This window comes from Microbacterium sp. Y-01 (assembly GCF_003856715.1).
Taxonomy (GTDB): Bacteria; Actinomycetota; Actinomycetes; order Actinomycetales; family Microbacteriaceae; genus Microbacterium; species Microbacterium algeriense.
In genome coordinates this window covers 1,310,617-1,324,910 of sequence record NZ_CP024170.1, presented here as the reverse complement: position 1 = coordinate 1,324,910, position 14,294 = coordinate 1,310,617, and the positions used below count along the sequence as shown (strand labels likewise).

Genomic DNA, 14,294 nt, shown 5'->3' with positions numbered 1-14,294 from the left:
GGTCGGATCAGCTCGCCGGGAGCTCGCAGGTCGGCAGCGCGTCCACGTCTCCCCCGTCGGCGATCACCTCGAGGGCCTCGAGCGACTCGTCGAGCGTGGCCGTGCGGATCACCTGCAGTCCGTCCGGCACGTGGCCGACGACCTCATCGCAGTTCGATGCCGGAGCGAGGAAGTACTCGGCCCCCGCGTCGCGCGCCCCGTAGAGCTTCTGTCGGATGCCGCCGATCGGGCCGACGGTGCCCTCCGCGTCGATCGTCCCCGTGCCGGCGACGTTCTCCCCGCCGTTGAGCTCCCCCGGCGTGAGGGTGTCGATGATGCCGAGCGCGAACATCATGCCGGCGCTCGGCCCGCCGACGTTGTCGAGCTGGATCGTCACATCGATCTCGAAGTCGTAATCCGTGCGCAGCGTCACGCCGATGAGCCAGGTGGTGGTCCCGCCCTCGGTGCTCTTCTCCGGCGTGACCTCGACGGTCTTCTCCTCGCCGTCGCGCTGCACCGTGAGCTGCACGGGCTGGCCGTCGGACTCCTGGATCGCCTCGCGCAACTGGGTCGCGGAGGTGACCGCAGTGCCGCCGATGCCCGTGATGACGTCGTCCGCCTGGAGGATGCCGTCGGCGGGAGTGCCTTCGACCGCGTCGACGACGACGACCTGCGCTCCGGTGTCGTAGCCCAGCTCGTTCAGCGCGGCCGCGGTCGCCTCATGCTGGGAGTCGATCATGAGCGTCGCGTTGCGCTCGTCGCGCTGCTCGGTCGTGACGCCCTCCGGGAACACGGAGTCGAGCGGGACGACCGCGCGGGAGGAGTCCATCCACGCCAGGGCGAGTTCGAACCAGCTGGGCGTGCGCTCGCGGTTGCCCACGACCTGCACGGTCGTGAGGTCGAGCGTGCCCGCCGTCTCGAACGTCTCGGCGCCCTCGACGCTGATCAGCGGAACCTCCTCGCCGTCCTCGTCGGTCGCGGTGCCGAGGGTGTCGTACACCGGGCCCGGTCGCTGGATCACGTAGGGCGACGGGAGGAAGGTCAGCACGACGAGCGCGATGAGGGCGACGATGAGCGCCCAGACTCCGAGTCCGAGCTTCCCAGACCGCGTTCGATCCACTGCATTCCTCCGTCGTTCGCGAGCGGCGTACACCGATCTGCCCGCAACGGGTTCGCGCGCAGAAAGCTGTGACTAGCGTAGATGCCACGGCGACAGATGTGCTGAGAGGGCGATCGACATGGCAGACAACGACCCGACACCCGAGGACTTCCAGGAGTTCCTGCGACGGATGCTCGCGAACCAGGGCGGCGGGGACATCGACCCCGAGGCTCTGCGCGGTGCGTTCGAGGGCATGGACGGATTCCAGCTCGATCCCGCGATGATGCAGACGATCATGGCGCAGCTCCAGGGCGCGTTCGGCGGCGACCCGTGGGAGAACGCCCTGCGTCAGGCCCTGCACATCGCGAACCGCGACGGCCAGGGCATCAGCGACGGCTCCCGCGGTTCGCTCGCGGACTCCTTCGCCCTCGCCGACCTGTGGCTGGGCGAGGCGACGACCATCTCGGAGCTCGCCGAGGCCCCCACCGCGATGACGCGCGGCGAATGGGTCGAGAAGACGCTTCCGGTGTGGAAGGAGATCGCCGATCCGGTGTCCACCAGCATCGCCGACGCGCTGACCTCGGCGCTCGACACGCAGGTTCCCGAGGATATGCGGGGGGTCGTCCAGGGCGCCGGCCGACTCATGCGCGGTCTCGGGGGCTCGGTGTTCGCCGCGCAATTCGGGCAGGTGCTGGGCAACCTCTCGCTCGAGGTCGTCTCGGGCGGAGATGTCGGCATCCCGGTGCTGCCGGCGGGGACCGCGGCGATCATCCCGCAGAATCTGACCGCCTTCGGCGAGGGCCTGGAGATCCCCGAGGACCAGATCGCCCTCTACCTCGCCACGCGCGAGCTCGCCTACGCGCGCCTCTACCGTCACGCGAAGTGGCTGCACCTGCACGTCATGGCGCAGATCACGGACTTCGCCCGCGGGGTCACCGTGGACGTCGACGCGCTGGAGGACGTCGCCAGTCGCCTCGACCCGTCCGACCCCGAAGAGCTGCGGGCGGCGATCGAGGGCGGAGCGCTCCTGCCCGTGCAGAGCGAGGCGCAGCGCGAGGCCCTGACCCGGCTGGAGAATCTCATCGCGACGATCGACGGCTGGGTGGACGTGGTGACCGCCGAGGCGACCTCGCGCCTCCCCGACGGTGCCCGCATCGCCGAGGCGGCCCGCCGCCGCCGCGCCGTCGGCGGCCCCGCTGAGGACGCGCTGGGCGCTCTCGTGGGGTTGAAGCTGCGGCCGCGTCGCATGCGCGAGGCGTCGGCGATGTGGCAGGCGGTGACCGACGCCGTCGGCATCGGCGCCCGCGACGCGCTGTGGGACTACCCCGACCTCATGCCGACGGCCGAGGACATCGACGACCCGAGTGCTCTGGTCGCCCGCCTGCAGGCGGCGGAACGCGGCGAGCAGCCGGCGGCCGACGAGTTCGACGAGGCGCTCGCTCGCCTCCTCGACGGCGACGACTTCTCGGACGAGAAGCCGTCGACCGACGGCGACGAGGACGGCGACGCCGCGGCGCCCGAAGGCGACCGACCGGTCTGAGCGTGACGGCGGTCGCGGCGTCGATCCGCGGGCGCTGTCTCCTCCTCCCCTGATCGGGACACCGACGAAGTTGTCCACCGAAGCGTCGCTCCGCGTCCAGCCCCCTGTGAGCGGCCTCCAGAATCGGAGGGATGCCGCTCACACCGCCGACCCTCACCCGAATCGACCCGGGCCTGCCGCTGCTGTGGCGCGACGAGGAGACGCTGCAGCTCGGCGACGACGGAGGCCTGTGCATCGCTGCGGACGCCCCCTGGGTGGAGCTGCTGCTCAGCCGGCTGCGCTCGGGCTTCCGCCGCAGCTCGTTCGATGTGCTCGCACACGCGGCCGGCGCACCACGGGAGGCGGCCCGAGAGCTCTTCGCCCGCCTGCAACCCATGCTGCTCGACGATACGGCCTCGCCCCGGCCCGCGTGGGTGGAGAGCATCGGTGTCACGGACGCCCGCAGCGAATACCGCATGCGGGAGGCCCTCGCAGACGAGGGCGTTCGCCTGGTCGAGGTCAGCGGCACCGCGGCGGTGGCGGTCGTGCTGGTTCCCGGAGCCGCCGCTGCGCTGCAGTTCGCGCGCCATCTGCGAGAGGACGTCTCGCATCTGCCCGTGTCGTTCGAACACGGACGCGTCACCGTCGGCCCTCTCGTCGTCCCCGGACGGTCGCCGTGCCTGAGCTGCCGTGACGGGCATGATCGGGATCGCGATCCCGCGTGGCCCCTGCTGCACGCGCAGCTGATCGGCAGGGACCCCGGACCGTTGCGCGCCGCACAGGTGGCCGAGGCCGGGCGGCTCGCGGCCCTGATCCTCGCGGAACCGGCGAACGACTCCAGCCCGATGGTGCGTGTCAGCGCTGACGGCTCCCTCGTCTGGCGTTCGGTGACGTTTCACGCAGAATGCCGGTGCCGCGAGCCGTGGTCCCGATCTCGGCCAGGAAACGCGACGGCGCCCGCTCCCCTCGCCCCGCCGAGCGTGCCCAGGACAGCGTCAGCGTACGCGCGGCCCGCGTGACGCCGACGTAGGCCAGACGTCGTTCCTCGTCGATCGCCTCGAACGTCGTCGCATAGGAGATAGGCAGAGAGCCCTCGGCCCAGCCGGCGAGGTGGACGTGCGGCCACTCCAGGCCCTTCGCCGCATGCAGCGTCGACAGCGTGACGGTCCGCATCGTGGGTTCGTGCTGATCCTTCGCACGCGCCATGAGCGCATCGCTGAACGTGCGGAGATCCGCATCGGGGCCGGCCTCCTCGGCGAGCGTGAGGATGGCTCGTCGCGCTTCCCATCCGCTGCGCTGGGCGCCGCCCGCCGCCGGGGGCTCGTCGGTGAGTCCGAGTTCACGCAGGACACGCTGAACGCCGGGGAGGAACCCGTGCTCGGTGGGCGCCACGGCCGCAGCGCGCAGCGCGAGGATCGCCTGACGCACCTCGGGCATCGCGAAGAACCGGGTGCCGCCGAGCACCGAGGTGGCGATGCCCTCCGCCGCGAGCGCCTGCTGCAGCACGGCCGACTGGGCATGGGCGCGGTAGAGGACGGCGATCTCGGACGGCGCGGCACCGGCCGCGATCTGCGCCGAGATCGCGGCTGCGATGCCCGCGGCCTCCTCGCTCTCCGTGTCGTAGGCCGTGACCGTCGGTGGATCCGCCGTGAACTGCTCGCGTGCCGGGACCAGCTCGAGCGCACCGGGACGCCCGTGCATCAGCGCGTTGGCCGCGGTCAGGATCGGCGCCTGCGAGCGGTAGTTCGTCTCCAGGCGGACGACGGTCGCATCGGGATGGCGACGTTCGAACTCGAGCAGATAGCGCTGCTCGGCCCCGGCGAACGAATAGATCGTCTGGCTGGCGTCGCCCACCACGCAGATGTCGTGCCGATCGCCCAGCCACAGTTCGAGCAGCCGATTCTGGAGCGGCGACACGTCCTGGAACTCGTCGACGGTGAAGTGCCGGTACTGCTCGTGCACGGACGCGGCCACCCGGGGCTCCGCCTCGAGCATCCCCGCGCAGGCGAGGAGCACGTCCTCGAAGTCGAGTTGGCGGCGGTCGTCCTTCAGCGCCTCGTACCCGCGCATCAGTTCCACGAGCTGCCCGGCGTCGACACCGCTGACGGGACGACCGAGCGCCGCATACTGGTCGATCGAGAGCATCGAGACCTTGCGCCACTCGATCTCCGACGCGATGTCACGCAGTGTCGCGGTGCTCGGCCGGAGCCGGATCGCGTCGGCGGCCTGACCGAGCATCCGCACCTTGTTGTCGATGAGGGAGGGCGCCGGCGAGCCTGCCAGCGTCGGCCAGAAGAAGTTCAGCTGGGCCAGGGCGGTCGCGTGGAACGTGCGGGCGGCCACCCCCTCGACCCCGAGCGCGCGCAGCCGGCCCCGCAGCTCTCCCGCCGCCTTGGCCGTGAACGTCACCGCCATCACGCGCGACGGGGAGTACGCTCCGGTGTCGACCCCGTGGGCGATGCGGTGGGTGATGACCCGGGTCTTGCCCGTGCCCGCTCCCGCGAGCACCACGACCGGTCCCCGCAGCACCGATGCCGCCGCCCTCTGCGTTTCGTCGAGGCCATCCAGCGCGCTCACGCGCTGCCCTCGTACCAGTCGACGATCAGCGCCCTCGCGATGGATGCGGGCCCCGGTAACCCGACCGGACCGTCTCCGGCGAGCGCGGAGGCGATCTCGGCACGGGTGAACCAGCGCACATCGATGATCTCCTCGCCGTCGGCGATCGCCGCGGACTCGTCCTCCACGACCGCACGGAAGCCGACCATGAGCGAGCGCGGGAACGGCCAGGCCTGCGAGGAGATGTAACGCAGGGCGGAAAGGCGCACGCCCGACTCCTCCTCGATCTCGCGGTGCACGGTCGCCTCCAGCGACTCTCCGGCCTCGGTGAACCCGGCGAAGCAGGAGTACATCCGGCCGCCCCAGTTCGCATTGGCGCCGAGCAGGAGGCGCTCGCCGTCACGGCTCTCGACCGCCACGATGACGGCGGGATCCGTACGAGGGAAGTGCTCCCGCCCGCAGACCAGGCAGCGTCGCGACCATCCGGCCTGACGCAGTTCGGTGCCGCCGCCGCACGTGGGGCAGAACGGCGCGTCGCGCAGCCAGCCCGCGAGCGCGATCGCTCCCGTGAGCAGTTCGGCCTCCCGCGCATCGATGCGTCCGCCGAGGTCGCGCAGTCCGAGCCAGATCTCGTCCGGCGCCGCGTCCAGCGCGTCGGTCTCGGGCGGCGCGGCCGCGAGCAGCAGCGCGGTGCCGTCCGCGTCGCGTCCGAGGAGAGCCCAGGTGGCCTCCTCCACCGCCGTCGGCGGCACCCGCAGGAGCGCGGAGTCGACGACTCTGACCCGTCCCTCGCGCACGACGATCACGCGGGTCGCCGGATCGTGGCGCAGACGATCGAGCACGCCCTGCTCCTCGCGGAGCTCGGCTGCACGGTCGAGGGTCGGGCGCGGAATGGTCATCGACTCCCTCTCTCACGGGCGTGGCGGAGGCGGGACCGCCCCTGAGCCGACCTACCCTGGGGGCATGGGACGCTCTCCTTTCACTCTAGCCGCGGCTGTGACCGCCGCACTGCCCGGGGCGGAGGTCACGGGTGCCCGGAGCCTCAGCGCCGGGGGCGACGGCCGCTTCGACTCGGGGATCGCCTCGCTCGCCGACGGACGAGAGCTCGCGATCCGCGTCGCCGACGACGACGAGACGGCGCGAGAGCTCGCGGCCGAGGCGATCGCGCTCCGTGCTCTGACCGACGGCGCTCGCGCCATGCTCCCGTTCGCCGCGCCGGCCTACATCGGCGAGACGCGTATCGGCGACGGGCGCGCGCTCGTCACCGAGCTCCTCCCGGGGTTCCAGATCGAGGCCGCCATGGTCCCCCCTGGACGCGGCGCCGCAGAGTCCATGGGAGCGTCGATCGCGGCCGTGCACGGCCTGCCGACGTCCGTCGTGCGTAGCGCCGGTCTCGCCACCCGCAGTGCCGAGGAGAGCCGCGCCGAGATCGAGCGGCTGGTCGACACGGCCGCGGCGACGGGCCGGGTGCCCGCCCGGCTGACGGTGCGCTGGCGCGATGCCGTGGCCGACGACGACCTCTGGCGGTTCGAGTCCACCGTGACGCTCGGCGGCGTACAGGCCACGTCCTTCCTCTTCGAAGACGACCCGGATGACGGCCCCGCCGTGATCGGCCTCCTGGGGTGGCACGGCCTGTCGGTCGGAGACCCCGCGCTCGACCTCTCCTGGCTGTCTGCAGCCCCCGACGCCGCCGACGACGTGCACGCCGCCTACGCCCGAGCCATCGACCGCGCGCCCGACAGCGGCCTGGAGGTGCGCGCCCGCCTGCTCGCGGAACTGGAGTTCGCACGATGGCTGGTGCACGGCGACTCGATGCGCCGACCCGACATCGTCGACGATGCCGCCGCCCTGCTCGTCGCCCTCGCCGAGGGCCTGAACTCCGACGATCTCCACATCGACGAACCACGGGGCACCGGCGTCGACTCGGCTCTGGACGCTCTGGATCGTGTGCCGAGGGACACGGCGAGCGAGGTCGACACCTCGATGCACACGGATGCCTACAACCCCGAGGAGCTGTGGGCGCGCGACGCTGAGACGAGCGACGAGGAGACCACCCGAGCCGGGGACGCGCCGACGCCGCTCCCGGGGTTCGCTGCCGATGCCGAGGATGCGCGGCGGGCCGAGATGCTGAACATCGAGACCGAGGATCTCTCCGGCGTCACGAACGCGTTCGCGGGCAGCCGTGACGTGCGCGACGACCCTGCGTCGTCGCACCGGCCCGCTGCGGCGGCCCCTGAGGACGACGAGGACGACACCGACGAGGCTCAGCGGGCCGCGCGGGCGGCGCTCCAGCGGTGGAAGAGCTCCTCCTCGGAGTAGACCCTGTCGCCGCGGATGACCAGGTCGTCCGCCACGTAGTACAGCGCCACGTCGATCTCCTCCAGCGGCACCTCGAAGCGCCGGTGGTAGGCGAGTCGGTAGAGCGCGAGCTGCAGCATCCGCTCTTCGCGCTCCTGCGGCGTGCGCGGGGCCCGACCGGTCTTCCAGTCCACGATCTCGATGCGGTCGCCCCGATCCGCACGGCGGTACACGGCGTCGAGCTTGCAGATCACGATGTGCGCCTGCCCGTCGCGGTCGCCCGATCCGGCGCCGAGGGCGAAGTCGATCTCGATCTCGACCGCGATGGGTTTCAAGCCACCCCACTCGCTGCGTTCGAACGTCGCCTGAAGGGCTGCCAGATCGGCCGCGTCCGCCGCGGCCCCCGCAGCGTCCGGGACCGTCGCGTCGTGCCAGGGCTCCGATGCTGGCTCATCCTCGTCGACCTCCCACAGGGCCTCGTCCACCCTCCTGCCCACACCGACCAGCTCCGAGCGCTGCTCGACCCAGGCATGGAAGAGGGTCCCGAGGCGGGTCTGCCGGTACGGCCGCTCCGGCATCGGCCGCACGATCGACGACAGGGTGCCGGAGAAGTCCGTGACGTAGTCCTTGAACCGCGACGCCGGCACGCGCGTCGGCGGCAGGGCATCGGTTCCGCGCAGGCGCGCGGCACGCTCCGCGAGCAGGCGCGTGAGCTCGACCGACGGCTCGGCCGTGCCGGCGTCGACCGCATCCTCGACCAGGCCCGCCGCCGCCGAGACGATCCGGCGGCGGGAGCCGAGCGGATCGAGCGGCCAGTGGAGGGTCGCCCCCGGGCCGTCGTACGGGTTCTCGTCCGGATCGACGGCTTCGATCGCCTCCCCTCCCTGGGCGTCGATCGCCTCGAGCAGGTAGGGGCTCGGCGTGCGCGGAGCCTTCTGCCCCGCCCAATGGGCTCCGCTGAGCAGGAGATCGGTGCGCGCTCTGGTGACGGCGACGTACGCGAGGCGACGCTCCTCCTGCTGCTGGTACGCGCGGTACGCGTCCTTGAACCGCTTGAGCGCGCCGCCCTCCGGGTTCGCCTTGGTCGCCCCACCGGACAGCGAGGCCTGAGCGAGCCGCTGACGCTTGACCGGGTCGGTCTCCTCGCCCATCGCCGCCACCGGATCCCAGGTGAAGCGCGGGAGGGCGGCGCGGTCGCCACGCAGCGCGAAGGGCACCACGCCGAACCCGAACCAGCCGGAGGTGTCGGAGACCCGGCTGGGGAGCTCGTCGGCGACGAGCCTGACCACGGCGACGGCGTCCCACTCCAGGCCCTTGGAGCCGTGGATCGTCAGCAGTTGCACGACTCCCGGCTCCGGGGGCTCCGGCCGGGGCATCAGCTCGTCCGTGCTCTCCGCCTTGTCCAGCCAGGCGAGCAGACTCCCGATGCTGCCCCGCTCGTCGGCGGCGAGGAACGCGCGGACCTCGTCCGAGAAGGCGCGCAGCTGCGTCGCCGCGACCCGCGCGGGCCCGCGGGTCTCGTTCGCCGCGAGTTCGATGTCCAGACGCAGTTCGAGTTCGATGAGCCGGATCAGCTCGGGGATCGGCTGCGACGACGCACGGCGGAGCCGCTCCAGCATCTCCCCTGCCGCGCGGATCCGCGCCCTGCCGTCGGGCGTGATCGCCTCGAGCAGCCGATAGTCGTCGCGCACCGCTCGCACCACATCGACCGCGTCGACGATGGAGACCGCCTCGTCGGCGCCCCGCGAGGAGCGCAGGCGAACCCGCACCTCCTCGGGAAGGGGCATCATCGCGGTGTCTCGTTCCGACAGGGTGCGGCCCAGATCGTAGAGCGCGGCCATGTCGGCGACGCCGACCCCGAATCGCGGACCGGTGAGGAGGCGGATCAACGCCGACCCCGCAGTCGGGTCGTGCACGACCCGCAGCGTGGAGACGACGTCGACCACCTCCGGTGTCGCGAGGAGCCCACCGAGCCCCAGGATGCGATGCGGGATGCCGCGGGCGGCGAGCGCGGCGGCGAACGTCTGCATGTGCCGCTTCGATCGGAACAGGATGGCGCCGGTGTGCGGCTTCCTCGTGCCCTCTGCGACGCCGGCCGCGTCGTGAGCGGCCCGACGCTCCGCGAACCACTCGGCGACCGCTGCGGCCTCGTCGTCGACCGTGAACGGGAACTCCACGGTGACGTCGCCCTCCCCTGCTCCCGGCCGCGGTTCGAGCGGAGGCACGTCCAGTCCCGGGCGCTGCAGAGGTTCCAGCACTCGATTCGCGATGTCAAGGATGCGCCGGTCGTTGCGCCAGCTGGTCATGAGGCTGTAGGTCTGGGCGGTGCCGCCACCGGCGAAGGTGCCGGAGAAGGCGTAGAGGTTGTCGGCGCTCGCCCCGCGCCAGCCGTAGATCGATTGGTGCGGGTCGCCGACCGCCATCACGGCGGAATCGCGGAAGAGCTCCGCGAGGAAGCGGGTCTGGATGACCGAGGTGTCCTGGTACTCGTCCAGAAGCACCACGCGGTGCTGCTCTCGGAGCTCTGCGCGCACATCGGGCGCGGACTCGACGATGTCGTACGCCCCGCTGACCTGGTCGGCGAAGTCCAGCACGCCGCGGCGCTCCTTCTCGGCGATGTAGTCCCGGACGAGGTGCGCGAGCGTCGGGAGGCTGAGGAGGTTGAGCGCCGCCTTCTCGACGTCGCCGTTGCCGCGGTAGGGCTCGAACGCGAGGGCCTGCTCCCGGGCGAGACGTTCCGCGACGGTCAGGTCGACGCGGTGGTCGAGAGCCTCCCCGGCGAGGCGCTGCACGGCGTCGATGATCGTGGCCAGCGCGAAGTCGATCTGCTCGAGCTCGGGCAGATCGCTGCGCAGCACCACCTCGCGTGCCAGCATCCAGGAGGCCGCCTGGCTGAGCATCGCCACGTCGGGGTCGCGGCCGATGCGCGCGGCGTGCTCCCGGACGATGCCGTCGGCGAAGGCGTTGTAGGTCGACACGCGGGGCCGGATCATGAGGTCCTCTGCCGCACGCGGGGTCGCCGCGTCCCATCCGGTGCTGTGGCGAGCGGCGAGCTCATCGAGCACCCTCGCACGCACCAGCTCACGCTGGCGCCCCGGGGCCGCCTCGTCCACGCGACGCAGATCGCCGTCGCGCACGATCGCCGGCAGGTGCGGCAGCAGGCCCCGCCGGCCGTACTCGTCGATGACGGCCAGGCGATGGCTGATCCGCTCGGCCAGTTCGCCCGCGGCCTTCCGCGTGAAGGTGAGGCCGAGGATCTCGTCCCGGTTCACGTGCCCGTTGGCGACGAGCCACACGACCCGTCCCGACATGGTCTCGGTCTTACCCGATCCGGCGCCCGCCACCACGAGCGCTGGTGCGGGCGGAGCCTCGATGACCCGTTGCTGAGCCGCTGTCGGCGGGGGCTGGCCGAGCGCGGCGGCGATGTCGGTCGCCGAGATTCCCAGACTGCCCTCCCATGCCGTCACGAACTCACCGCCGGAACCGTGTGCACGCGGCACGGGTGCACACGACGCTGGGTGTCCGCGCAGTGCGATTCGACCTGCGCCGTGAAGCTCGACGCGGACATGCCCCGGGCGGCATCGGAGACGCGACGCAGGAAGGCCGCACGCGCCTCGTCATCCAGGGTGTGCTGGTGCGCGATGCGGTAGTCGCTCTTGGCGAGGGTCTTGGAGACGATCACGAGCCGCGCCCCGGCCAGGGAGTCCGGAGGAGCGCCCTCGACCAGTCCCTGCTGCACCGCGATCTGGTAGGCGGCCAGCTGCGCGTGCTCGAGGACGCCGGAGTCCGACTCCGGGTCGTTCTTGCCCGTCTTCAGGTCGACGACGACGGTCGGCCCCGCTTCGGCTCGCGCGATCCGCTCCCAGCCGCGCCCGCGTGCGTGCGGATGATCGCCCGCGCCGGGCGGGTACGCCTCGATCCGGTCGATGTACCCGTGGATGATCGCCTGGTCGCCCCGGTCCTCCACGACCGGATGCACCGCCGGCACAGCATCCTCCCCCGGCGCGAGCACGTCCACCGCGAAACGGAACTCCACCTCGCTGCCGATCACGCGCCCTCCGTCTCCGCGCACATCGCCGAGGTAGGTGTGCAGCCGGTCGACGAGCAGATCGGCTCGCCGTCGCTCCTTGCGCCCGATCCACTCGGTCTCGAAGTCGAGCTCGGGCCAGCGCTCGGCGACGATCTCCCGCATGCGCTCGATGTCTCCATCCGGCACCCGTTCCATCGCCTCGTGCACGATGGTCCCGATGCCGGCGGTCGGGGGCATCACGGTATCGCCGCCGAGTGCGGACACGACCCAGTTGAGGCCGCATTCCTCGTAGGACTCCATCTTCGACGGCGACACGCGAGCGCCCGTCACGGTCAGATCCCGCAACGGGGCGTCGGTCGACGCGGGCATGATGCCGTACCACTCGGCGGGGTGGGCCCCGGGCACCCCCTCCCGAGCGAGCACGGCGAGCTGGGCGGCGGCATCCCGCCTCGCACCCTCCGCCGTCGCCGTCGTGAGCGTGCGCCGATGCCGGGCGACGAGCCCGCGCAGGGTCAACGGGTGCTCGGCGGAGGCGTGACGCTCCGGCGGCTCCGGAGCGGGAAGGAAACCGAAGAACGCGCTGGGCGTGAGGTCGTCGTCGTCGACGGCCGTGATGAGCAGACGGCTCCGCGCCCGCGAGACGGCGCGGACGAACAGCCGCAGTTCGTCATGCAGCGCGGCACGACGCCGGTCGAGCACACCGGGTGGCTCGACACGCGTACCGGTGCGCGCTCCGAGCATCGCATCGGCCAGTCGCCAGGTCTGCAGCAGGCCGCCGCGCAGCCGGACGTTCGGCCACACGCCGTCCTGCACCCCCGCGACGACGACCGCGTCGAACTCGGTGCCGAGCGCCGTGGCGGGTGTCAGCAGTGTGACGGTCCCTGGACGGTCCGGGCTGGACAGCGAGTCCTCGGGGACCTCGCTGTCGAGGATGTCGCGGACGAACGCCTCCGGCTTCTCGTTCGGGGTGCGTTCCACGAAGCGCTTCGCGGCGTCGAACAGTGCCACGAGCGCGTCGAGGGACCGTGCGGTCTCGGCGCCGGTCGGCAGGAGCGAGATCTCCCGCCACGCGACCTGCAGCTTGCGCCCGTCGACCGCCCTCGCCTGATCCCACACCCGCCAGAGCAGGTCGTGGATGGTCTCGCCGGAGGTTGCGGCGAGCGCGAGCGATCGGATCGTGTCGGCGAAGCGCTCGGCCGTGCGGGACTCCGGCGAGTCGATGAGGGTCAGGTGGGACGGCTCCGCCATCGCCTGCCGCAGCAGCTCGCGTGCCGGTGTGGATCCCCCCTGCTCCAGCTCGAGGTGCCGCAGCCTGGCCCGCAGTCGGCGCAGCCCGATCGCGTCCATCCCGCCGAACGGCGTGCGCATGGCCTCCTCGAGCGCCTGCGATGTGCGCTCCTCGACGGGTGTCAGCGCCAGCCGCACGATGCCGACGATGTCACGGACGATGCCTTCGCTGCCGAGAGGACGCTGCACTCCTGCGGCCCTGGTCGGGACCTCGCGCGCCGCCAGCTCGGTCTCGAGCGTGGTCACCTGGCGCGTGTCATGCGCGATGACAGCCATGCGGTCCCAGCGGACACCCTCGGACAGGTGCCATTCACGCAGGACTCCGGCGATGCGGTCGAACTCCTCGTACGGCGAGGGCGCGATGAACGTCGACACCGCCGCCTCGACCTCGTCGGGGTCGACCGGGACCGGGGGGCGTCGATGTTCCACGCGCCCGGACGCTCCGATCGCCTGCGTCACGGTGCGGGTCAGCGCGGTCAGCGCCGGCTTCTGCCGGTGCGAGCCGTCGAGCACGCGCACATCGCCCAGGACGCCGGCGAGCTGGGCGAACAGCTCGGGGCTCGCGCCGCGGAAGGATCCGGACGAGATGTCGGGATCGCCGAAGGCCAGGACGGCGATGCCCCTGTCGCGCAGCGCCGTGACGACCGCGATGCCGCCGCGCGTGAGTTCCTGCGCGTCGTCGATGAGCACGGCCTGCAGCGGGGCGAGCGGCCCCAGGGCGACGGCGTCCGCCGTGCGCAGGATGGCACTGGCCTCGCTCAGCAGATCCGCCGCATCACGGTGCGCTGCGCGCAGCGCATCGAGCACGGTGCGGTATTCGATGAGGAACTCCGCGGTCGCCGCCCAGACCGGATCGCCGGAACGACGGAGCTCGTCGGGCCGCACCCCGAGCTCCGTGCATTCGGCGAGGAAGGCCCGCAGCTCCGAGCGGAATCCCTTGGACGCGCGCACCGAGGGGCTCAACGCCTCCGGCCAGGCGATGCGACCGTCCTCGGCGTCGCCGGCGAGCAGCTCGGCGATGATGCGGTCCTGGTCTGCTCCGGTGAGCAGCGCCGGCGGTTCCGCGCCCTCACGGACCATCGCCCCGCGGACCAGCTGGAACGCGAAGGATCCGAGCGAGCGCGCGAGCGGTCCCGGCGTCGCCTGGCCGATCCGCACACCGATCCGGTCCCGCAGGGCCGTCGCCGCCTGACGGCTCGGGGTGAGCGCGAGCACCTGCTCCGGCCGCAGCTGCTCCTCTTCGAGGAGGTGGACGGCGCGTTCGATGAGCGTGCGCGTCTTCCCGGTCCCCGGCGCGCCGATGATCACGCCGGACGACGCGGGTGCAGCGGCTATCACGGCTCGCTGTGCGGCATCGGGTGTCATGCCCTCCACGCTATCCGGACGCGCGGACATCCTCGTGCTCCCGACGCGGGGCTGCCGAGGGAGCACGACGGCATCTGTGCGCTCAGGGCGAAACCGGCGATGGCGGCCGATCCCGCCGGGTGCGTGCGCGATAGAGTTGCCCCAGTCCCCGAACTTCAAGG

The 14,294-nt window shown here is 72.0% G+C and carries 7 protein-coding genes; 2 read left to right on the top strand and 5 right to left on the bottom strand.

What is annotated here, in order from left to right:
- Positions 1–7: 7 nt before the first annotated feature.
- Positions 8–1,099, bottom strand: coding sequence for a PDZ domain-containing protein (locus tag CSX12_RS06165; protein WP_124895205.1), 1,092 nt, complete (start codon positions 1,097–1,099; stop codon positions 8–10).
- A gap of 118 nt (positions 1,100–1,217) precedes the next feature.
- On the opposite strand from CSX12_RS06165, the gene CSX12_RS06160 reads away from it, so the two are divergent.
- On the top strand, positions 1,218–2,618 hold the full coding sequence (locus CSX12_RS06160; RefSeq protein WP_124895204.1) for a zinc-dependent metalloprotease: 1,401 nt from the start codon (positions 1,218–1,220) through the stop codon (positions 2,616–2,618).
- Positions 2,619–3,452: 834 nt separating this feature from the next.
- Here CSX12_RS06160 and CSX12_RS06155 read toward each other — a convergent pair.
- A complete protein-coding gene (locus CSX12_RS06155) occupies positions 3,453–5,174 on the bottom strand; it encodes an ATP-dependent helicase (protein ID WP_124895203.1) in 1,722 nt (573 codons plus the stop codon).
- Positions 5,171–6,052, bottom strand: coding sequence for an NAD(+) diphosphatase (nudC, locus tag CSX12_RS06150; RefSeq protein WP_017203300.1), 882 nt, complete (start codon positions 6,050–6,052; stop codon positions 5,171–5,173). The genes CSX12_RS06155 and nudC overlap by 4 nt, the downstream gene beginning before the upstream one ends.
- A 64-nt stretch (positions 6,053–6,116) precedes the next feature.
- On the opposite strand from nudC, the gene CSX12_RS06145 reads away from it, so the two are divergent.
- On the top strand, positions 6,117–7,472 hold the full coding sequence (locus tag CSX12_RS06145) for a hypothetical protein (protein WP_241160577.1): 1,356 nt from the start codon (positions 6,117–6,119) through the stop codon (positions 7,470–7,472).
- Here the strand turns inward: CSX12_RS06145 and CSX12_RS06140 are convergent.
- Both CSX12_RS06140 and CSX12_RS06135 read right to left on the bottom strand, forming a co-directional pair.
- The gene (locus tag CSX12_RS06140; RefSeq protein ID WP_241160576.1) at positions 7,418–10,951 is read right to left on the bottom strand and encodes an ATP-dependent DNA helicase; all 3,534 of its coding nucleotides are present in this window, start codon (positions 10,949–10,951) and stop codon (positions 7,418–7,420) included. The genes CSX12_RS06145 and CSX12_RS06140 overlap by 55 nt on opposite strands.
- Positions 10,915–14,133 (bottom strand): ATP-dependent DNA helicase, encoded by a 3,219-nt coding sequence (locus tag CSX12_RS06135; protein ID WP_124895202.1) that lies wholly within the window; start codon positions 14,131–14,133, stop codon positions 10,915–10,917. The genes CSX12_RS06140 and CSX12_RS06135 overlap by 37 nt, the downstream gene beginning before the upstream one ends.
- Positions 14,134–14,294: the final 161 nt, after the last annotated feature.